This is a genomic window from Spirochaetota bacterium (assembly GCA_026415295.1).
Lineage (GTDB): Bacteria > Spirochaetota > JAAYUW01 > JAAYUW01 > JAOAHJ01 > JAOAHJ01.
The window spans coordinates 56,468-78,280 of the sequence record JAOAHJ010000017.1 but is presented as its reverse complement, the minus strand read 5'-3'; the positions used below and the strand labels follow the sequence as shown (position 1 = coordinate 78,280).

Sequence of the window (21,813 nt, the reverse complement as noted above, 5' to 3'; positions counted from 1 at the left end):
GATAATAAAATTAATAAAATTAAAAAAATTTGACGAAATAATAAATTTTGTAGAAAAAATTATATTTATTTTTACAATATTAACATAAAAAAAATAAAATTCAAATTAAATAATTATTTTTTGTGAAATTAAAAATTTTATTATTATTAAAATTATAAAATTATTAAAAAAACCACAATAAATTAAATTTGTATTTAATATATTTAAATATAAAGTTTTAAATACTTAATTATATTAGGATAATTGTTAATAAAATTAGTTAGTTAAATCATTTTTATTGACAAAATAGTTTTTAATTGTATTCTTAAAAAAATTTAATAGTAAATAGTTTAAATAATAAAAAATAAAATTATAATTCCTTTTTAAAACTAATAATTATTATAAAAATTATTCTTTAATTAATATTAAATTTTTTATTAATTAAAAATATAAAATTAAAGGAGAAATTATGGAAAAAAATATTTTAGCTATGAGTTTAAAAGAATCTGATCCTGAACTTTATGATATAATAATGAAAGAGGTTATTCGAGAAGAGGAAAAACTTGAGTTAATAGCTTCTGAAAATGCTGTTTCTAAGGCTGTTTTAGAAGCTCAAGGATCTGTTTTAACGAATAAATATGCTGAAGGATATCCTGGAAGAAGATACTATGGGGGCTGTGAATGGGTTGATGAAGCAGAAAGACTTGCAAGAAATAGAGCAAAACAACTTTTTAACTGTCAATTTGCACATGTTCAACCGCATTCTGGAAGTCAAGCTAATATGGGTGTTTATTTTGCTCTTTTACAACCAGGTGATACTATTTTAGGGCAGGATCTATCTCATGGAGGACACTTAACACATGGATCTCCTGTTAACTTTTCAGGAATATTTTATAAAGTTATCCCTTATGGTGTAAGAGAAGATACTGAAACTATCGATTATGATGCACTTGAAAAAAAAGCTTTAGAACATAAACCAAAAATGATAATGGCTGGAGCTTCTGCATATCCAAGAATAATCGATTTTAAAAGAATGAGAGAAATAGCTGATAAAGTTGGGGCATATCTTGTTGTTGATATGGCTCACATTGCTGGTCTTGTTGCAGCAGGTTTACATCCAAATCCATGTGAGTATGCCCATGTTGTTACAACAACAACTCATAAAACTTTAAGAGGGCCAAGAGGTGGTATGATTCTCACAAATGATGAGGAGTTAAACAAAAAGATTAATAAAACTGTATTTCCAGGAATTCAGGGTGGGCCACTTATGCATGTTATTGCTGCTAAAGCTGCTGCATTTGGTGAGGCATTAAAACCTGAATTTAAAGAGTATCAAAAAAAGATAGTTGAAAATGCAAAAACATTAGCAGAAGCTTTAAAAAATGAAGGATTTAGACTTGTTTCTGGAGGAACTGATAATCATCTTATGCTTGTTGATGTAACTTTAAAAGGATTAACTGGTAAAGAAGCTGAAACTTTACTTGATGAGTCTAATATTACATGTAATAAAAATACAATTCCATTTGATAAAAATCCTCCAAACATTGCTTCAGGAATAAGACTTGGAACACCTCAATTAACAACAAGAGGTATGGGTAAAGATGAGATGATTGAGATAGCTAAAATAATAAATCTTGTATTAACTAAAAAGGATGAATCTGCAAAAGAGGAAGCAAAAGCAAGAGTTAAAAAATTAACTGATAAATTTCCTCTTTATAAAGGAATACTCTTTTAATAATTAAATTTTAATAAAAGGAGAGCAAAATGTTAAAAAGAACTCCTCTATATGAGGCATATAAAGATTATAGTGGTATAAAGCTTATCGATTTTGGAGGATGGGAACTTCCTGTTCAGTTTGAAGCTGGGATTATAGAAGAGCATATGGCTGTTAGAAAAAATGCTGGTCTTTTTGATGTATCTCATATGGGTGAAATAATGATAGAAGGTGAAAAAGCTACTGAATTTGTTGACTGGCTTGTTACAAATGATGTAAAAGGAATGAAAGATAATCAGGTTATATACACCCTTATGTGTTATCCACATGGTGGTGTTATTGATGATCTTCTTGTTTATAAATTTAACAATAAAAAATACCTACTTGTTGTAAATGCTGCAAATGTAGAAAAAGATTTTAAATGGATTACAGAAGAAAATGAGTTTGTAAAAAAGATTGAAAATGATGGAAGGTACTGTGAGTGCACAGGTTGCGATTGTTTTAAAAAAAGTGATAGTAGTAGAGATAAAAATCCAGACTTAGTAGACTGTGGAGGACTTCTAAAAATAGAAAATATCTCAAAAAAAGTAGCTCAACTTGCTTTTCAGGGGCCAAATGCTCAAAAATATTTTCAAAATCTTGTTGATATAAATCTATCTGAAATAACCTTTTTTACTTTTAGAGATGGTGTTGATATAAAGATAGATAAAAGTTTAAACTTCAACAACAAAAAAGCACCCGATAAAGTAAAAGCTTTGGTTTCAAGAACAGGTTATACTGGTGAAGATGGATTTGAGATATATCTTTCTCCTGAAGATGCACCTTTTGTATGGGAAACAATAATTAGAAATTTTAAAAAAGATGGGGTATTGCCCTGTGGACTTGGTGCAAGAGATACTTTAAGATTTGAAGCAAAACTCCCTCTTTATGGTCATGAAATCTCTGAATCAATAACTCCTCTAGAGGCTGGTTTAAAATATTTTGTGAAACTTGAAAAAGAAGATTTTTGTGGGAAAGAGGCTTTACTAAAACAAGAAGAGACAGGTATTCCAAGAACATTAAGAGGAATAGAGATGGTTGATAAAGGTGTGCCAAGAACAGGCTATAAAGTTTTTAAAGATGGAGTTGAGATAGGTTTTGTAACAACAGGTGCAAAATCACCTATGCTTGATAAATTTGTTGCTTTAGTTTTGATAAAAAAAGGTGTTTTAAAACCTGAAGACACCTGTGAAGTAGAGATAGGTGGAAAATTGAAATTAGCTAAAACTTGTAAGACTCCGTTTTATAAAAATACTGGTAAATAGAAAAATATTAAGAAAAATAATAAATATTAAAGAAATATCATAAATAAAATTAAAATTAAAAAATATCAAAAAAAATAAAATATAAAAAAATAAAAAACAATAAAAAGAATAAAAAAAATAAAAAAAACTTGAATAAATATTATTTTAGTATTTTATTTTTATCAAGATAATATGGAGGGATTTATGCATATTGAAAAAAGCTTAAAATACTCAAAAACTCATGAATGGGTTAGAGTTTCAGGGAATATAGCATATATTGGTATATCTGATTATGCTCAGGGAGAACTTGGTGATATAGTTTATGTTGAACTACCTGAAGTAAATACTGAAATTGAAAAAGATGAAGAGGCATGCACAATTGAATCTGTTAAGGCAGCATCTCCTATAAATTCTCCAGTTTCAGGAAAAATTATTGAAGTAAATAGTGAACTTGAAGATAAACCTGAGTTGCTAAATCAAAAACCATACGAAGCTTTTATATTTGCAGTTGAGATGAATGATTCATCGGAACTTAATCATCTTATGGATGCTGAAACTTATGAAAAGTTCTGTGAAGAACAGAAAAAGAAACACTAATAAATATAAAATTTAAAAAATAAGCTATCCTCTAAGCTTTTTTAAGAAGATAGGGGATAGCTTTTATTTTTTTTTATTTAAATTTGGAAAGTATGATTAAGAATCAAAAGTTAGTAAAAAGCTTAAAATGAAAAAAAAATAAATAATAATAATAAAATTAAAAACTAAAAATAAATAAAAAATTTTAGGAGTATTTATGATAAAATATATTCCTGACTCAGAGCAAAATATAAAAAAGATGCTGGATGAGATAGGAGTTAAAAGTGTAGATGATCTTTTTGCTGATATTCCTCAAAAAATAAGATTAAATGGAGAGATAGGGATAGGTAAAGGGATTTCTGAATATGAAGCTTACAAAAAGCTTTTAAGTTTATCAGAAAAAAACAACACAAAATATATCAATTTTTTAGGTTGTGGATGTTATGATCATATAATTCCTTCTGTTGTAAAACATATAACTTCAAGATCAGAATTTTACACAGCTTATACACCATACCAAGCTGAAATATCTCAAGGAGTTTTGCAAGCAATATTTGAATACCAAACAATTATATGTGAGCTTACTGGTATGGATGTTTCAAATGCTTCACTTTACGATGGAGCTACAGCAGCTTATGAAGCAGCAGTTATTGGCTTACAAACAAATAAAAAAGGTGAAGAAATACTTTTTTCAAGCACATTACACCCTTATACAAAGGAGGTTTTACATACAAGTTTTTCAGATCTTCCTGTTAAACTTATTCAAATAAATGAAAAAGATGGAGAAACTGATTTTGAAGACTTAAAAAAGAAACTTTCAGAAAAAACTGCTGCAGTTATTTGTCAAAGCCCAAATATCTATGGTATAATAGAAAATTATGAAGATTTTGCAGAAGAGATACACAGATATAAAGCTATATTTGTGATATCATCAAATCCACTTTCTCTTTCATATTTTAAGTCACAAAGAGAATGGGGAGCAGATGTTGCAATAGGTGATCTTCAACCTGCTGGTATTCCTATGTATTTTGGGGGTCCATCAGCTGGTTATATTGCAACAACTATGGAACATGTTAGAAAACTTCCGGGTAGAATTGCTGGGCAAACTGTTGACAAAGAAGGGAAAAGAGGATTTGTATTAACTTTACAAGCTAGAGAACAACATATAAAAAGGGAGAGAGCAACATCAAACATATGTTCAAATCAAGCTTTGATGGCTTTAGCATCTCTTGTTTACTTTTGTTCAATAGGAAGAGATGGATTTAGAGAGGTTGGAAAGCAAAACTATTCAAAATCTCACTATCTTGCTGATAAGCTTACTTCTGAATGTGGTCTAAAATTATATGGAGAGGGAAAACCATTTTTTAATGAGTTTACAATTGAATTTGGAGATTATGAAAAAGCAAAGGAAGTTTTAAAAAAATTGGAAGAAAATAATATATTTGGAGGGGTTTTACTTGATGATCTTTTTACTCAAACACCTTTTCTAAAAAGAAACTTTAGTGAAAATAATAATATGAATAGTAAAAAAACTGGAAAAGTAGCAATTGCAGTAACTGAGAAAAGAACAAAGGAAGAAATTGATCTTTATATTAATGAGATAAAAAAAATATTAAGGAGATGAAAAAATTTAATAAGATGAAAAAATATAAATGAGATAAAAAAATATATTAATAAAATGAAAAAATGGTAGTAATGTGAAAAAGTTTTTATTTAAGGAGGATTTATGGAAAATTTTCCACTTATTTTTGAGATATCAAGAGATGGAGTTAGAGGATATGAATTTCCTGAAGATGATATATTAAATAGTGAAAATATAAAAGATAAATCTTCTTATGATATAGATGAAGCTATTAAAAATAATAAGATAGATAAAAGATATATAAGAGAAAAAAAAGCTTTTTTGCCCCAAGTTGCAGAGGTTGATCTTGTTAGACACTTTGTAAATCTTTCAAGGAGAAACTTTGGAGTTGATGTTGGTTTTTATCCACTTGGGTCTTGCACAATGAAATATAACCCAAAGATAAATGAAGATGTATCCTCTTTTGAAGGTTTTAAGTCTATTCATCCTTTGGTTGGAAACTTTAGAGGAGAAGAGGAAGATTACAAAAACTGTCAAGGTATCCTTGAACTTCAATATAAGCTTCTTGAACTTTTATGTAAAATAACTGGTATGAAATGGGGAACTTTGGCACCTTTTGCTGGTGCACATGGTGAATATGTTGGTATGAAACTATTTAAGGCTTATTTTGATGAAAAAGAAAAAGAAGGTTTAAATGGGGCAAAAAGGAAAAAAATACTTATCCCAGATTCAGCTCATGGGACAAATCCTGCTTCTGCACATATTGCAGGTTTTGAAGTTATCGAGATAAAATCTGGCCCTGATGGTCTTGTTGATGTTGAAGAGATCAAAAAATATATTAATGACGAACTCGCAGGTATAATGCTTACAAATCCAAACACTTTAGGCCTTTTTGAAGAGAGAATAGTTGAGATAGCAGAACTTGTTCATAAAGCTGGTGGACTTCTTTACTACGATGGAGCTAATTTTAATGCAATAATGGGAAGGGTAAAACCAGGTGCTATGGGATTTGATTGTGTACACCTTAATCTTCATAAGACTTTTTCAACTCCTCATGGGGGTGGAGGTCCAGGCTCTGGTCCTATTCTTGTAAATGATAGACTTCTGCCATATTTACCAATACCTGATATAAAAGCTATAAAAATAGATGAAAAGGGAAAAGATGGAAATAAATATTTTTATAAATTGGACTATTCAAATGAAAAAAGTATAGGAAAAGTTTCAGGTTTTTACGGAAACATAGCTGTTTTAGTTAAAGCTTTTACATATATTTTAATAAATGGAGATGAAGGGCTTAAGTCAGTTTCTGAAAAGGCTGTAATAAATGCAAACTACTTAAAAGAGAAACTTAAAAGATACTATTTTCTTCCTTATGATAGAATCTGTAAACATGAGTTTGTTTTATCTGGGAAAAAGATTAAAGAGGAAAAAGGTGTATCAACTTTAGATATAGCAAAAAGGCTTCTTGATTATGGTATACACCCACCAACTATCTATTTCCCTTTGATTGTACCTGAAGCTTTGATGATAGAACCTACTGAAACTGAAAGCAAGGAGACACTTGATAATTTTATAGATGTTATGATAAAGATATATGAAGAGATAGAGAAAGATCCTGAAATTTTACATAATGCACCAATAAATACTCCAGTTAGAAGACTTGATGAGATAAAGGCTGCTAAAGATATGAAATTAAAAGCTTAAAAACTTTATTAAATAGGTTATAAATTTAAATAAGTTTTTAAAATATTTTATATAAATGTTTGAAAATTTTAAAAATAGTTTTATTACTTTTATTATAAAAATAGTTAAAAAGAGTATTATTATGTCAAGTTTTAATCCAAATCCTTATAAAAATGAACAAAATTTTTTTATTAATGGGAAAGAGATATTTGTTAAAGCTAACCAGATTATTTATAATATATATGAACCTGTAAATGAAAATGCTATATTTTATATAAAAAGTGGTATTGTAAAGATAGAATTTCCATATAATGCTTCAAAAAACAAGTGTGAGTTTTTTCTAAAAGAGGGAGATATTTTTGGAGTACCAGAGGTATATGCTGATTCACCAAGATTATCCAAAGCGATATGTGTATCTGATGCATATGTTTATGTATGGGACAAAAACTCGTTTATGTTAACAGTTTCGATGGTCTGGGAACTTTCAATTCATGCTATAAAATCTCTTTCAAATTTTACAAAGATTTTGAATTCTATATATATAGAAAAAGAAAATATAAAATACTTTTAAATTTTTTTAGTAAAATATAAAAAATAGATCTATTTATTAAAAGAGGTTAATATGTATGATTTTGATGCTGATATTATAAAATTTGGTTTTGAAGGTGAAGAAGCTTTAACAGATGAGATATTAAAGAAGTATGGTAAAGAGTTTTCAGAGAAAGATATAGTTATTAAAGAGGGGGAAAAGTCAACAGATGTTTACTATCTTTTAGAGGGAAGATGTTGGGTTTGCAAAAAAACTGGGGATAGATACAAGGTATTGAATATAATAAGAAAGGGAGAGATATTTGGTGAGATGTCTCTTTTTGATATAAACCTAAGATCAGCAACAATCATAGCTATGGATACACCTACAAAATGTTTAATATTTCCAAAAGATGAGTTTATAGAGATATTTAAACTTCATCCAAGATGGGTTGATACTATACTAAAAAATATGTCGAAAAGAATAGTTAATATGATAGAAAAGCTTAATTAGTATTAAATAATAGAAGTAAATTATGAATAAAGTATATTAAATAATAAAAAAATGTATAAATTATTAAAACTAACAATAAAAATAAAAAATAAATTTTAAAAACACTTGACAAATTATTAAAATATATTAAAAATTATTTTGAAATGGGGTAGAACCCTATAAAATAAGAAAAAATATTAAAAAAAATTTTTAGGAGGATTTTTTATGAAGAGATTTTTAGGGATCTTGATTGCTTTGTTGCTTGTTTTTTCAGGTGTTGCTTTTGCACAACAGCAGTCAACAAAGACGCTCGATGATATCGATGCAAAAATAACTGCACTCGGTACTTTTAGCTGGGCAGCATATGGTTACTATTCATGGCAAGCATATTTTTTAAATACTCTAGTAGGAGTGACTGTTGAAGCGACTCCAAAGCCTATTTATAAAGACCTTATATATTTAAATAGAGCTGTTAACTTAGCTGGTTATGCTACTTTAACTATTAGATGGGCTGGAGTTACTTTGGCAAATACAATTTACTATGATGATCCAGCTAATTTGGGTTTAGGACTTTATAGTTATTTGGGTTATGTTGGTTTCTTTAATATTGTTCAAAGATTAACTTTTACAAAAGATAATATCTCATTATGGGGAGAAGTTGTAACTGATTTTAGTAATGCTACTATGTCTATTGCAAATAAATATAAAATTTACGATATGGGATTAACTATCTCAAAAATATTTGATATTTGGTCATTAAGAATCGGTGGATTTGGTAGAGTTACTATAAGAGAATTCTCTCCATTGTATCCAAATAGATTATTTGCAAATGGAAGTGGAGATTTCAGAGATAGAGGTATTCCTGCAGGTATTTCTGGCTTCAATACAGGAGCACCTACATGGGTTAGAATAGCTTCTACATTTAATTTAATTGGAACAGATTTACAGCTCTATATTTGGAACAGAATGTATACAGCAACTACAAATATAGCTGATTATTTAGGAAATGCTCAAAATACAACTATAGGTATTAAATATGCAATTAAAGGCTTAGGAATTTTCAGATTTAATATTCAACAAGCTATTCCATTTAAAATGGAAAGTGTTAACAAAGCTGCTGGTAGTGTTTATACAGGCTCTCCTGCTGGTATGTGGGTATTAAAATATACTCCAACTAATATTTATTTTGCTGAGTTTAGATTACAAGCAGTGAAAAATTTAGATCTATTAATTACTGGTCAAATTAATGTTCAAACTAGATTAAATAGAGATCCAGCTAAATTAACTGGAACAGGAACATTTGCTAATCCTTATATTATGCCTTATAAAGATACAATTAAAATCGATGCAGGTATTGATGCTTTATATACTTTAGGTGACTCAATGGATGTTGGCTTACATATTGGTTTTAACACAATTTCTGGAATGAATATTTTAGAATTAACAGGAACAGCTTTTACAACACCAACAGTTGGTGGTTTAGTTGCTTATGTTGCTTCAAATTATACTGAAGCTAATAAAATTCAAAAAACTTATTCAGGAGATTTATTTAATGCTGGATTATATTTTAACTACTATCTTGATAAATTCACATTCTCATTAAATGGAACTTTTAGTTATTTAGGATGGAATTTAGAAAGTTTGACTACTGCTGGTACGATAGAATTTTATGGATATGGTTCAACAGCTTCTGTTGGATTGAATATAAGCTATGCTATTTCTAAAGTTTCTAAAATGGCATTAGGTTTATCATATTATTTATATTTAGGTGTTCCAGCATATAATTCTAACTGGGAAACTCAATATGGTATGACTTCTGCTGATTGGAAATATTATGTAGACGATATTTTAGGGCCTTACTTCACAATATCTGTTTCATATGAAGTTGTTTTCTAATATAATTTAGATGCAATAAAATTAGATATAAAGGGGAAGAATATTTTCTTCCCCTTTTTTTTTACTTGAAATTTTTCAAAATTAAATTTTAATTTGTATATAAGAGATAAATTATATGATTTTAGAGGTATTAAATGTCAAAAAATTCAGTTAAAAAATTTAAAAAAATAAAAATATTTTTATTTTTTTGTTTCATTACTTTTTTATTTTTCTCTATATATTCATGTCAAACTAAAGATGAAAATTTAAAGTATGTTTCTGTTCAAAACTGTTTTGAAAATGAAAAAATTAAGATAGAGCTTGATCTTTTAAATGATTACCAAATAGTAAATGATTTTAAATTTAATATTTATGAAAACCCATATATATATAGACAAAACACTTTTTCTGATAAAATTATTTATTTTAATGTTTTTAAGATAAAAATATTTTCTAAGGTAAATGATTTAAAGTTTAGGTTTTTAGATTCTCAAATAAAAGATATAGATAATAATTTTTTAGGTATTTTTAATAATAAAGAAAAAATTATTTCTAAACTTGAAGCTGAAAATACAAATAAAGATCTTGTTGAAAAATATAAACTTAATCTCGATAAAACATATATAGATGTTGATAAAATATATAACTTTTCAAAAAATAGAAACTATGTTTTCTTTTTTATTATTATCTCTGATCAAAAACTTTATATTTCAAAAGTTGATTTTAGAGTTTTAATTAGATTTTTGCTTGATGATCTTCCACAATCTTTTGTCTTTTTCTTTAAATCAAATCCTCCAAAAGAGGAAGAAAAAAAGAGTGAGAGCTGGTAAAAACTATATTTTTTTGTCATTTTTTATATATCTTAAAAAATTATTTTGAATTTTATAAGAAAAGATTTTTTTTAACTCTTCTTTATTTAGGGGAAAAAGCTTTCCCCCTTTTTTTATTTTTAAGAAAAAAGGTAAAAAAAGCTTCCTAAAAATGTTTTTATATCCAGATAAAACAGTTATATTATAGATTAGTAGAATAATTTTTTCTAAAAAAAGGTTTGTATCAATATTTTTTTCTTTAATATTTTCAAAAATAAAAGAGTAATTTTTGATTATTAAAATTGAAATAAAACTATTAAACTCACTTAAAAATATATCAAAGTTATTTTTATCAAAATATAAATATAACAAAATAATTTCATATATAAGTCCAAGACCAACTGATATACCATGATCTATTTTATACTCTTCTTCTATAGAATGGCCAAAGGTATGTCCAAAATTTAGCTTTTTTCTCTCATTTTTATCAAAAAGATCTTTTTCAATAATATCAAGTTTAATTAATATTGATTTTTTTAAAAGATCTATATCAAAAATATTTTCTTTATTTAAAATTGAAATTTTTTGTAAAAGATTTTCTAAAATAGAAAAGTCAGAAATTAATCCATATTTTATTATCTCAAATATAGCCGAAAAAAATATTTTTCTTTTTAATGTTTTAATAAAATATGGAAAAATAAAAATTTTATATGGTAAAAATATTGTTCCAATAACATTTTTAATATTTTTAAAGTTTAGGCCATTTTTACCACCGATTGAAGCATCAACCATAGAAAGTAGAGTTGTAGGTATAAAAATAAACTTATCTATGCCTCTTTTATAAGTTGAACAGACAAATCCAGTTAAATCAAGAAGAACACCACCACCAAAAATAAAAATAAAATCATTTTTTGAGATGCTATTTTTTAGAAAAAATGAAACTATTTTTTTGTAAAAAATTAAATTTTTCTTTCTTTCAGAAATTTTGATTATAAGTTTATATATTTTATTTGATGATATGTTATTTTTAAGATTTTGTAACAAATAAAAGATAAAATAATTTTTATGATTTTTATAAAAATTTGAATCAAAAATAAAAACAATTTTTTTTCCAAATAAATCTTCTTTATTTGAATAAATTGTATTTAATATTTCGTTTATTAAAGATTCTTTTGAATAGAAAAGAAAAATATTAAATTTATTAGATAATATTTCAAATTCCATAAAAAAAATATTATTTAAAAAAATGGGCTATCCATCTTTTAAGGATAGCCCAAAGTATTTATTCAACAGAGTAAAATAGTAAAGATTTATCAATGTTATCTATATCTTTTTGTGATGGACCAACTATACCCCAAATAAATCCTTTAAAATATTTTTGATACATTCTATTAACATCTTCAATTTTAACATTCTTTATTCTATCAAGATGTTCATATATTCTTTCAGGCCAGTTATAATTTAGTTCAGAATATTTTATAAAAGAGAAAAAACCTGAAGATTGTTCCATAGTGAGCCAAAATTCCGTAAATCTTTTTTTATAAACTTGTAAAATATCATCTGAGGTAACACCTTTCTGTTTCAAATCTTTAAGAGTATTTATTATTATTTTTAAAGTTTCATTTAATTTTGTAGTTGTAAGATAAAGTTTTAAGTAACATGCTTTTCCTCCATCAACATACCAATCTACAGCATATGCAAGATTGTTTAATATTCTAACATTTATATAAGTTTTGTTTGAGAAAATTTCTGTTGCAACTAAAAAAGGATAATAATCTTCAGAGTATCTCAATGGACCTGGGGAGTAGTTTGAAACATAGAAAGATTTTGCTGTTGATGAATAAAAAGTGTTGTAGTTTATTTTTGATTGAGGTTGAGGTTTTATTGGTTCAAGTTTATAAGTTTTGTTATCTTTTTGAGGTATAGCAGCAAAGTCTTTCTCGAGTTTTGCTTTAAATGCAGTTTGAGAAGATTGACCTCTTACGAAAAATTTTATATTATTAACATTAAAAAGATCATTGTATAAAGCTTTTACATGGTTTAGCTCCACTTCTTTAAAGTCTCTGAAAGAGTTAGCATATTTTTCATATGGGTGACCTAAAAAGAATAATGGTCTTGGCAATCTTTCCATATACCTTTCAGGATAGTTTTCCTCACCTTTAAAAAGACCATTTTTTTCATAATAAAAGTTTTTAACAGTATCAAAAATAGAATCATTATTAGGTTTATTAAATAAAACAGTAGCAAGTCCAGCTTTCATAGCATTTAAATAATTTGAACTAGATGCAACAAAAGAATAGTAAATATTATCATCATCCCAGTCAAAATTATAATCATCAATTGTTCCATTATATTTAAGTGTCCCAAGAATATCGACAAGATAGTTTCCAGAAACTGTTAAATTAAGCATATATGCAAGGATCTCAACTGTTCCTTTTGGATATTTGTTGATATAGTCAGAAACATTTGTTATAACCATGTCAACATAGACTTTACCACCTTCATATAACTGATAAACCTCAATTCCGTAGTCTGTAAAGTAGTTAACAACTTTACCTATGTTTGGAAGCTCTATTGTTTTAGCTTGAGGTAAATTTTGAAGTTTAATAGGAGTATATGTAGTTTCACATGAGAAAAGTAAAAAAGAGAATAAAAGTAAGATTAAAGAGAAAAGATATTTAAATGTTTTAAAGTTTTTTTGTTTTTTTATATTTAAATATGAACTTAATTTCTTCATAAATTTATCTCCTTATCATATCTAATAAATTAAAATTATTTATTTAAACTTTTTAAATTATATTGCTCAGCAAGTTTTTCATCGATGAGTATTCCCCATACAAAACCTTTTTTAACAATATATCTTTTAGCATATTCTAAAACATCTTGGTATTTAACTTTTTCATAATACTCTTTCTCCTTTTGGAAAAGAATAAGATCAAGCCAATTTTTTGCCCAATATTTTGAAAGAATATTTGCAATTCCTTCTAAAGTATAGTTATCCCAGTTTATCTTTTTTGAAGAGCTATCAACATAGTATTTTTTAGCTTTATCAAATTCTTCTTCAGTAATATATCCAGGATCAGCAGATTTATCAAGTTCTCTTCTAAATGTTTTATAAAAATCTATTATATTTTCTCCTTTAACAGACTTAGTATAAAATTCAATATCTCCATAGTAAGCATTCCACTGTAAATAAAAATTAAAAGAATCTGTATATGAACTTAAAGCTCTTGTAAATTTAGAGTTTTTAAGAGATAAAGCATAGTGATAAATGTCACCAGCAAAGTTTGTTATATCTCTGTTTCCTTCCCCTCTTAAAGAAGGACCAACACCAAGCATATATATATCAATGTTTTCTTTGTCAAATCTATGATTAAAAACAAATCTATCTTCTGGAAGTGGATTTAGTATAAAATTTTCTTCTTTAATTTCTGGCCCTCTATTCCATTTTGAAAATATTTCATCAATCATACTTATAGTTTTATCAATATCTATATCACCAACAATAATCAAAGCACCATTATTTGGAATAAAAAAAGTCTCTTTAAGTTTCTTCATTTTATCAACAGTAGCAGTTTTTATCATATCATAGTTTCCTATAACAGATTTTCTTGATAAATTATCCTTATAAAGTTCTTTAAACATAAGATATTGAAAAAGATAATTAACTCTACTTGAATAAACCCTTGCATACTCTTCTAAGACAACTTCTCTTTCTTTTTTAAGCTCTTCTTCATCAAGTGCTGTATTAACGATAGAGTTATACATAAGATCAGCAGCATCTCTAATGTTATCTTTTGGACATATGAAATAGTATACAACCTCTTCTTGTGATGTCCATCCATTATAAGTAATACCTGTTCGATTCATAAATTCATAGTAATCAACTGCAGTTTTCATAGTTTTATTTGCTTTAAAAAACATATGTTCAAAAAGATGCGTAAGCCCATCGTATTCAGGTGTTTCTCTATATGCACCTGTCTTAAAAGCAAGATAAAAAGCAACAAGTGGTATTTTTGTCCTTTTAACAAGATAAAGTTCAAGGCCATTTGAAAGTTTTGTGTAGGTATAGTATTCATTTGTATCAGCTGCTAAAAAAAGAAATAGCAAAGAAAAGATAATAAAAACTATAAAAGTTTTAAAACTTATTTTTGGAATACTAAGTTTGATAAGTTTAGTTTTCATAATAACTCCTATTTTTAATTTGAAAATTAATTTAATTTCAAAAATTATAAAAGAAAAAATTTTTTAAACAAGAAAAAATATTAAATTATTAAATAAAAAGTTGTAAAAAATTTATATATTTTTGTTTAAATTTATTTTTTTTTTGTTAAAATTAAGTAAACGATATTTTAAGGAGTCAAAAATGAAAAAATTTCTTTTTGTTTTAATTATTGTTTTATCTGTTTTATTATTTTTTTCTTGTGGACAGACAGCTAAAACACAGACACAAACACAAACTCAACAACCTGTCCAAGCTATTCAAACTTTTAATTTTAAGGATTACTTCCCATTAGAAGAGATGGCTAAAAAAGTTTTGAAATGGGAATATTATACTGATGGGGAGCTTTCAGAAGTTTATTATGAAATGTTTGAAATTAAAGAGGAAGGTGGTAAAAAGTATTTATATGATTATATGTTTAAAGAAAATTTTGAAAAAGATGGATATGATATTTTTGAGATAACTGCTGATGGACTTGTTACTTATAAATCATACACATTCTCAAAAGGACAACCTGTTGAGATAGTTTACCAACCTGCAAACCCTGTATTTATATATTGGAATTTAAAATCTGATTTTCTTGTTGAATATGCTTACTCATATACAAAATATTCAGATAACTATAAACAAAATATGACACTTAACTACAAAGTTAAGAAGTTTTTTGATAAACCTGTTAAGCTTCAGATTTTAGGAAAAGATTATGAAGGTTTACAGTTAAAGTATGGTTATACATATTCTATTAAACTTGAAGATGGAAGATCAGGAACTGCTGCTTATACAGGTTATGTTGTATTTGCTAAAGGATTTGGATTTGCAGAATGGAGATTTGTAGGAAAAGATTGGAAAGATGAGATGAAGATTGCTGAAATTGTACCAGTTGAAGAGTTTAAGAAGAAAATAAAATAATTAGATATACTTTGATTATATTTATTTTATAATCAAAATTATAAAATGGGGCTCATATTTTTGAGCCCCATTTTTTTATGATTTAAATAATTTTTATTTTAGTTTTTTTGAGTTTTAGTAATTTAAATAAAAATTTGGGTTTAAATTAATCTTTTAACTTTCCAAAAATTTCCTTGTAAGCTTCCCATGATTCTTTTGAAGGTTGTAAGAGTTTATTTTCAAATTCAGCATCTATAGTTACAATAGAGCCTTTCTTTATTGCATTTATATTTTTATATATATCTTTTTTAAGAACATCAACATTCATATATGAAGAGGCAACAAGTATATGATCTGGGTTTAAGTTTATAAAAGTTTCATCTGATATAACAGGATAGCCATTTGTATTTATGACATTAATGAAGCCAAATTTTTCAAAAAATGATGATAGAAATGAATCTTTTCCAGCACACATAAAACCATTATCATACCATACAATGATTAAAACCTTCTTATTTTTGAATTTATTTGCAAGTTCAATAAGATCTTTTTCAAGTTTACCAATTGAACCGTTTATATCATTTATAGCTTTTTGATCAATTTTAAAAAGCTTATAAAGGTTATTAATATCATTTTTTAAGTTATCATAAGTATTGTATGTAGAGAAAACAAAATAATTAATCTTTAATTGATCAAGTTGATCTTTTATCTTTTGTGGGAAAGATACATCGATAACTAATAGATCAATTTTTAATGAGACAATTTTTTCAACATTAGGACCATTAAAATCTCCTATTATTTCAACAGATTTTAATGGCAATTCTTTATAGTTATATTTAGCGAAAATGGAGTTTTTAAAATTTGATGGATCTAAATATTTTTGGTTAAAATAGGTATCTTTTGTAAAAGAATCTACTCCAATAACATTTTTAAAGTTATATCCAGCTATTGCAAGGTTTCTAATAACAGCAGGGTTTAAAATACCAACTCTCTGGTAATCCTTAATCTCAACATTTCTTTTTAGTGAGTCAATAGCAACATTTTGTTGAGTTGTTTTGTTTAAATCAGAAGAAGATCCACTTTTACCAGCAAAAAATACAGCAAAACTAAAGAATAGGAAAACAAAAATTGTTAATAGTAAAATGGATTTCTTAAATAATTTTTTCATAAAACCTCCAAAAAAATTTTTTTTACTTTTAATTTTTCAATAATTAATAGGGGCAGTTCAGAAAAATGGCTAAATAAAATAAAAAAGTTTAAATATTAAATATAAATGAAAAATCTCCATTAACCCTGGTGGAGAGTTTATTTAATCTGAGGCAGGTCTCCTGACTTGAAGGATTAAATTGTTTTATGTCTTCCCATATATACAAGAAATTGCAGATGACTGCATTTTGTAAAATTTCTTGTATACACAGTGACATAAAGCATACTTACATAAACTTACCTTTTAGTAAGTTTACACTCCTTCTTACAGTGCCCAGGTGCGTTGAGGATTTTCACCTCATTCCCTATTAAGCTTTATAAGCACCTCATACCAAAATTTAACAAAAATAAAAATAAAGTAAATAATAAAATTTAAACTTGACACCAAAATATTTTGGCCTATTATTTTTAAAAGGGGAAGATTTATGTTTGGGTATCTTAAAATATTAAAAAAATTTGATCAGGTTAGTTTGTTTTTTTACACATTTACTCTAAAATTGCAAAGTATATTTGAAGAGTGTGGAATTAAAGCTACTTTTCTTGAAAATAATGACTATTTAATCTATTTTGTTGATAATTATGGCAATCTTGTAAATGATCCTTTCTTCTTTTTTGATTTTGAAGAAAAGTTAAAAAGAATATTTAATATAGATTTTAATAGTAAATTTAAAAAGGATTTAAAAGAGGGAATTAAAGATATTTTAGATAAAAAATTTGAAAATTTAGAGTTCAAATTAGTTGTTTCTCCTGATCCTTTCTGTTCATTTTCTATTGGCAGAGTTTTCGATTCACCGGGTTTTATTTATATTATTGAACCAGAAGTTTTTTTGTCAAAAGTATTTTTTCTTGATATTTTTCCATACATCTCTTTTAAATACAAAAATCTTTTCAATTTTCCTCTCTCTTTTATTCTGACTTTTTCCTTTGAGGCAAAAAGAGATTTTATCTCACTTTTAACCTCCTCTTTTAAACCTTATGAGAAAAGTAAACTTTTTGCTGATTTAAGTTCTATTATTGATGTTTGTGAAAAGAGCAAAGTTTTATTTAATAGTTTTTTTGAAAAAAAGTTTTCATTTTTCAGAATCTTTCATCAAATTTTTGGATTTGATATTAGAAATTGGTCAAAAAATGAAGATTTTGAGAGATTTATTTTTGAGTTTTCAGGGATGAAGAGGACTGAACTAGATGATTTTAAACATTTTAAAGAAGCTTTATTCTATTTTTTGAGTATAAAAAGGATATTTTTTAGAAAAATTTCTATATCAATAGTTTATAGTGATGGTAAGATTTACAAAGCAGGGGTGGTTCAAAGAAGCGATGAAGAAAAATCATTTATTTTTACAATAGAAAAGATTAAAAGAATTATCATAAAAAACAAAATGAGAGATGTAAATATAAAAAAGGTTGTACTTGATATTTATAAAGGAGTTGATTTTGAAGAAGAAACTCTTTTTGGTAAAAATGAGAACAAAGATAGAAGACTTTTTGATGCAGTAAGCTATCTTTTTAATAAATATGGAAAAATTTTAAGAACAGGAGAATAGTTTTGTTTTTGTGGTGCAAAAGTATAAATTCATTTTATCAAAGTACTCTTAAGATACAGGATATTGTTGAATATAGTTGCTTAAAAGGTAAAACCTGTTTTGTAACATTAACAGATTATGAAAATGTTTTTGATATATGGAACTTTATTAAACTTGCAAAAGAAAATAATGTTAAACCTATTGTCGGAGTTGAACTTCAAGGGGAAGATGTAGATAAGAATATGTTAGTATTTTTAAAAGATTGGGAAAGGAAAAATATTTTTTTTGAACTTATTTCTTATAGAGCTTTAGGTTATAAAACTCCTTCTGATTTTATTGAAGATAAACTAAAAGCAGATAAAGACTATTTTGATGGGGTTAAATTTGTTTTTTTTGATGAGGAGAGTATTGTTAAAAGGTTTGCAAGTTTAAAAGATCGTTTTCTTGGTGTATTTGAAGGAAGGATATTTAAGGGGGATTTCTTCTATTTAAAAGATAAATACTTTAATGTTTTGCCTCTTTTTTTTGCTTCTTTTAAAAAAGAGGATTTCGAAAAGAGGGATGGTATAACAGTTTTTGATATAATAATCTCTTCTGATGAAAATAGAGTTATAAAAAGATTAATTGATAGAGATATTATAGATCTTTCTATAAGAAAACCAGTTTTATCAACCTATGATGAGTTAAACATTTTGCTTTATAAGGTATATGGGAGCAGAAGCAGAGAAATTTTTGATTCTATTTTCGATTTTGTTAAAGATATAGATATATTAAAAAATTTTAGAAAAAATGATTATGTTTTTATAAATATTTCTGGAAGCAAAGAGAAAGATGAGATATTGCTATATAATATTCTTTTTAGCAAAATACAAAATAATATTTTTTTTAATAATTCAAAAGATTGTAGATATTATGAAAGACTGTCTTATGAATACAAGATAATAAAGGATAAAAACCTTTGCTCCTACTTTCTTTTTGTATATTTTTTAACTCTTTATGTAAAAGAAAAAGGGATTCCTTATATTGGAAGAGGTTCTGCAGCATCATCTCTTGTTTCTTATTTGCTTGATATAACTCAGGTTGATCCTGTAAAGTACGATCTTTTTTTTGAAAGGTTTCTAAATTATGGGAGAGATGAACCTCCTGACATTGATCTTGATTTTTCATGGAAAGATAGAGATTTTGTAATAAAATCGATCTTTAATAGAGAGTTTTTTAATTTTTGTAAAAACTTGCTTAAAAAATACATTAGTAAAGAAAGTGAAAACTTTGATATGTATTGTGAACTTAAAGAATTTGAAGAAAAAGAATACAAAAATTGTGCAATGATAGGAACAAGGATAAAGCATGGGTTAAGAGGTGCATTTCGTATTGTTTCAAGATATCTTGGTATACCTGAGTCTGAAATATCAAGATATTCGAAGTTGATAGGATGGGGAGACTCTATTTCTGATTTAAAGAAAAGATTTAAAGATTATTGCAAATATTATTTTGAGAATCTGTTTTTCTTTGTTGAAAGAATTATTGATCTACCTTATGGCATAGGAACTCACCCTGGTGGTATATGTATAGCTCCTTCGAAGATAACTGATTTTTGTCCTATATACAATGGTGTTAAAGGATTTTTGATAACAGGTTTTGATATGTATTCTATTGAAAATACAGGTCTTATAAAAATAGATATTCTTTCCCAAAGGGCACTTGGGGTTTTTTCAGATAGTCTTTTTTATCTTAAAAACAAAAAATGTAAAAGAGAAAAATTAGACTACTTAAAACTTATTAAACCAATAGAGATTTCTGGTATAATAGATGATAAAAAAATATCAGAAAAACTTCAAATTGGAGACTCACTTGGATGCTTTTATATAGAATCCCCAGCTATGAGAGGGCTTTTAAAGCAACTTAAATGTAAAAATTATCTTGAATTAGTTGCAGCATCATCTGTTATAAGACCAGGGGTTTCTGAATCTGGAATGAAGGATAAATATATATTTTACAAAAATAATCCTGATAAAGTTGATTATGTTATACCTGAGCTTAAAGATATTTTAGAAGAAACTTTTGGAATAATGATTTATCAAGAAGATGTTATGAAAGTTGCACATAACATTGGTGGACTTTCTTATGAAAAAGCTGATCTTTTAAGAAAAGGAATGAGTGGAAAACTAAGATCAAAAGAAAAAATAAATGAGCTTAAAGAAGATTTTATTAAGGGAGCTTTATCTAAAGGTTATAGCAAAAAAAAAGTTTATCTTTTATGGAAATATATGGAATCATTTGCAGGATATTCTTTTTGTAAAGCACATTCTGCTTCTTATGCTATACTTTCTTATAAACTTTTATATTTAAAAATTTATTATCCTGAACTTTTTTATGCATCAGTGATAGAAAATAAAGGTGGATACTATCCAACAGCAGCATATATTTATAAAGGTTGCACAGAAGGTATAAGGTTTTTAAAAAGTAATATAAGACTTTACAGTACAAAAACTCAAGTTTTAGAAAAAGAAAATGGAGAAAAATTTATTATTATAGGTCTTGACCATTTGAGTTTTTTAGATGAATGTGATCTTGAATTTTTTAAATATTATCAAAAATCTTGTAGTGAATATTTTAAAATCAAAGAGAAAGATTTTGAAAATATTTCTTCAGAAAATATAGAATATTTTTTTAGAGATTTTTTCAGCTCATATATTTGCTTTAGACAAAAAAGGTTAAAAAAAAATTCAGAAAAATTTGATAAGTTTATAAAGCTTGCCCTTGTAGGTTTTTTTGACCCATTTGTATATAAATTGAACAAGTTTGATCTCTTTTATTACATTCTTAAGTGTTACAAAAATATAAAAAATAATATAGAAATAGAAAGAGATAATATTAATATTTTTAACAAAAGCCATGAAATAAAGCATTTAAACTTGGCTTGTGAAAATTTATTGTCCAACTTTCTTTTTGAATATAAATATTATGGTTTTTTTATAGGAAAAACCCCTTTTGATATTATTGATTTACTGGTGAAGATTGATTTTGAAAGGTTTGGATCTTTTAACCAAACATATACAAAGAAAATTAGATCCTTTGATAAGGATTTGAAAATTTATAATGAAGTTTTTAATAAAAATTTAAATTGTTTAAAATTAAAAGATGAAATTTTATTAAAAATAGGATTTTTTATTACAGGAAGACCAGCCTTTACTGGAAAAGGTGAAAAGATGGGTTTTGCAACATTTTTTGATGGAAAGGATTTTTTTGAAGTGGTTATTTTCCCCGATAAGTATGAACGTTTTATTTTTAAGATTAAAAATAGTATGTTTTTTATGCTTAAGTTAAAAAGTATTGTTAAATTTGATCTTGAAACTTATGAGCTAATTGACTTAAAAGCAATATTTAAAAATTTGAGTGTTTTTACAGATCTATTTTATTATGTTTTTTTATAATAATTTATTATTTCATTT

At 26.1% G+C, this 21,813-nt stretch carries 16 protein-coding genes and 1 riboswitch; of the genes, 12 read left to right on the top strand and 4 right to left on the bottom strand.

All coding sequences use genetic code 11. The features are described 5' to 3' along the window. Positions 1-469: 469 nt before the first annotated feature. The 9 genes from N3A58_04385 to N3A58_04345 all read left to right on the top strand — a co-directional run bounded on the left by N3A58_04385 (position 470) and on the right by N3A58_04345 (position 10,543). Positions 470-1,714, top strand: coding sequence for a serine hydroxymethyltransferase (locus tag N3A58_04385; GenBank protein MCX8058636.1), 1,245 nt, complete (start codon positions 470-472; stop codon positions 1,712-1,714). Between the two features lie 29 nt (positions 1,715-1,743). Then, on the top strand, positions 1,744-2,997 hold the full coding sequence (locus tag N3A58_04380; protein ID MCX8058635.1) for a glycine cleavage system protein T: 1,254 nt from the start codon (positions 1,744-1,746) through the stop codon (positions 2,995-2,997). Positions 2,998-3,180: 183 nt separating this feature from the next. Beyond that, entirely contained in the window at positions 3,181-3,573 is a 393-nt protein-coding gene (gcvH, locus tag N3A58_04375; protein ID MCX8058634.1) for a glycine cleavage system protein GcvH, read from the top strand. A 196-nt stretch (positions 3,574-3,769) separates the two neighbouring features. Beyond that, positions 3,770-5,176 (top strand): aminomethyl-transferring glycine dehydrogenase subunit GcvPA, encoded by a 1,407-nt coding sequence (gcvPA, locus tag N3A58_04370; GenBank protein ID MCX8058633.1) that lies wholly within the window; start codon positions 3,770-3,772, stop codon positions 5,174-5,176. Positions 5,177-5,278: 102 nt separating this feature from the next. Continuing rightward, a complete protein-coding gene (gene gcvPB / locus N3A58_04365; protein ID MCX8058632.1) occupies positions 5,279-6,838 on the top strand; it encodes an aminomethyl-transferring glycine dehydrogenase subunit GcvPB in 1,560 nt (519 codons plus the stop codon). A 121-nt stretch (positions 6,839-6,959) separates the two neighbouring features. After that, a complete protein-coding gene (locus N3A58_04360) occupies positions 6,960-7,388 on the top strand; it encodes a cyclic nucleotide-binding domain-containing protein (GenBank protein MCX8058631.1) in 429 nt (142 codons plus the stop codon). Positions 7,389-7,439: 51 nt separating this feature from the next. Further along, complete coding sequence (locus N3A58_04355) at positions 7,440-7,859, top strand: cyclic nucleotide-binding domain-containing protein (GenBank protein MCX8058630.1); 420 nt, start codon at positions 7,440-7,442, stop codon at positions 7,857-7,859. Positions 7,860-8,063: 204 nt separating this feature from the next. Next, a complete protein-coding gene (locus N3A58_04350) occupies positions 8,064-9,734 on the top strand; it encodes a hypothetical protein (protein ID MCX8058629.1) in 1,671 nt (556 codons plus the stop codon). Between the two features lie 134 nt (positions 9,735-9,868). Beyond that, positions 9,869-10,543 (top strand): hypothetical protein, encoded by a 675-nt coding sequence (locus tag N3A58_04345; GenBank protein ID MCX8058628.1) that lies wholly within the window; start codon positions 9,869-9,871, stop codon positions 10,541-10,543. Positions 10,544-10,546: 3 nt separating this feature from the next. Here N3A58_04345 and N3A58_04340 read toward each other — a convergent pair whose 3' ends face one another. From N3A58_04340 to N3A58_04330, 3 genes are read right to left on the bottom strand one after another with little or no spacing between them, the layout of a single operon-like run. After that, the gene (locus tag N3A58_04340) at positions 10,547-11,746 is read right to left on the bottom strand and encodes a 3-dehydroquinate synthase (GenBank protein ID MCX8058627.1); all 1,200 of its coding nucleotides are present in this window, start codon (positions 11,744-11,746) and stop codon (positions 10,547-10,549) included. A gap of 58 nt (positions 11,747-11,804) precedes the next feature. Continuing rightward, positions 11,805-13,259: an insulinase family protein gene (locus N3A58_04335; protein ID MCX8058626.1), complete on the bottom strand. Its 1,455-nt coding sequence runs from the start codon at positions 13,257-13,259 to the stop codon at positions 11,805-11,807. Between the two features lie 35 nt (positions 13,260-13,294). After that, positions 13,295-14,707, bottom strand: a complete 1,413-nt coding sequence (locus N3A58_04330; protein MCX8058625.1) for an insulinase family protein — start codon at positions 14,705-14,707, stop codon at positions 13,295-13,297. Positions 14,708-14,888: 181 nt separating this feature from the next. On the opposite strand from N3A58_04330, the gene N3A58_04325 reads away from it, so the two are divergent. After that, complete coding sequence (locus tag N3A58_04325) at positions 14,889-15,653, top strand: hypothetical protein (protein MCX8058624.1); 765 nt, start codon at positions 14,889-14,891, stop codon at positions 15,651-15,653. A 145-nt stretch (positions 15,654-15,798) separates the two neighbouring features. Here the strand turns inward: N3A58_04325 and N3A58_04320 are convergent, their stop codons facing one another. Further along, positions 15,799-16,800, bottom strand: a complete 1,002-nt coding sequence (locus tag N3A58_04320; protein ID MCX8058623.1) for an ABC transporter substrate-binding protein — start codon at positions 16,798-16,800, stop codon at positions 15,799-15,801. A gap of 132 nt (positions 16,801-16,932) precedes the next feature. After that, positions 16,933-17,182: riboswitch (cobalamin riboswitch) on the bottom strand. 81 nt (positions 17,183-17,263) lie between these two features. Here N3A58_04320 and N3A58_04315 point away from each other — a divergent pair. Together N3A58_04315 and N3A58_04310 are read left to right on the top strand one after the other, a co-directional pair. Further along, the gene (locus tag N3A58_04315) at positions 17,264-18,382 is read left to right on the top strand and encodes a hypothetical protein (GenBank protein MCX8058622.1); all 1,119 of its coding nucleotides are present in this window, start codon (positions 17,264-17,266) and stop codon (positions 18,380-18,382) included. 2 nt (positions 18,383-18,384) lie between these two features. Continuing rightward, positions 18,385-21,795, top strand: a complete 3,411-nt coding sequence (locus N3A58_04310; protein ID MCX8058621.1) for a hypothetical protein — start codon at positions 18,385-18,387, stop codon at positions 21,793-21,795. Positions 21,796-21,813: the final 18 nt, after the last annotated feature.

What these genes read in the sequence shown, in the direction of transcription:
- N3A58_04385 (MCX8058636.1), top strand. Translation starts at nt 470, where the DNA reads ATGAGTTTAAAAGAATCTGATCCTGAACTTTATGATATAATAATGAAA.
- N3A58_04380 (MCX8058635.1), top strand. Translation starts at nt 1,744, where the DNA reads ATGTTAAAAAGAACTCCTCTATATGAGGCATATAAAGATTATAGTGGT.
- gcvH (MCX8058634.1), top strand. Translation starts at nt 3,181, where the DNA reads ATGCATATTGAAAAAAGCTTAAAATACTCAAAAACTCATGAATGGGTT.
- gcvPA (MCX8058633.1), top strand. Translation starts at nt 3,770, where the DNA reads ATGATAAAATATATTCCTGACTCAGAGCAAAATATAAAAAAGATGCTG.
- gcvPB (MCX8058632.1), top strand. Translation starts at nt 5,279, where the DNA reads ATGGAAAATTTTCCACTTATTTTTGAGATATCAAGAGATGGAGTTAGA.
- N3A58_04360 (MCX8058631.1), top strand. Translation starts at nt 6,960, where the DNA reads ATGTCAAGTTTTAATCCAAATCCTTATAAAAATGAACAAAATTTTTTT.
- N3A58_04355 (MCX8058630.1), top strand. Translation starts at nt 7,440, where the DNA reads ATGTATGATTTTGATGCTGATATTATAAAATTTGGTTTTGAAGGTGAA.
- N3A58_04350 (MCX8058629.1), top strand. Translation starts at nt 8,064, where the DNA reads ATGAAGAGATTTTTAGGGATCTTGATTGCTTTGTTGCTTGTTTTTTCA.
- N3A58_04345 (MCX8058628.1), top strand. Translation starts at nt 9,869, where the DNA reads ATGTCAAAAAATTCAGTTAAAAAATTTAAAAAAATAAAAATATTTTTA.
- N3A58_04340 (MCX8058627.1), bottom strand. Translation starts at nt 11,746, where the DNA reads ATGGAATTTGAAATATTATCTAATAAATTTAATATTTTTCTTTTCTAT.
- N3A58_04335 (MCX8058626.1), bottom strand. Translation starts at nt 13,259, where the DNA reads ATGAAGAAATTAAGTTCATATTTAAATATAAAAAAACAAAAAAACTTT.
- N3A58_04330 (MCX8058625.1), bottom strand. Translation starts at nt 14,707, where the DNA reads ATGAAAACTAAACTTATCAAACTTAGTATTCCAAAAATAAGTTTTAAA.
- N3A58_04325 (MCX8058624.1), top strand. Translation starts at nt 14,889, where the DNA reads ATGAAAAAATTTCTTTTTGTTTTAATTATTGTTTTATCTGTTTTATTA.
- N3A58_04320 (MCX8058623.1), bottom strand. Translation starts at nt 16,800, where the DNA reads ATGAAAAAATTATTTAAGAAATCCATTTTACTATTAACAATTTTTGTT.
- N3A58_04315 (MCX8058622.1), top strand. Translation starts at nt 17,264, where the DNA reads ATGTTTGGGTATCTTAAAATATTAAAAAAATTTGATCAGGTTAGTTTG.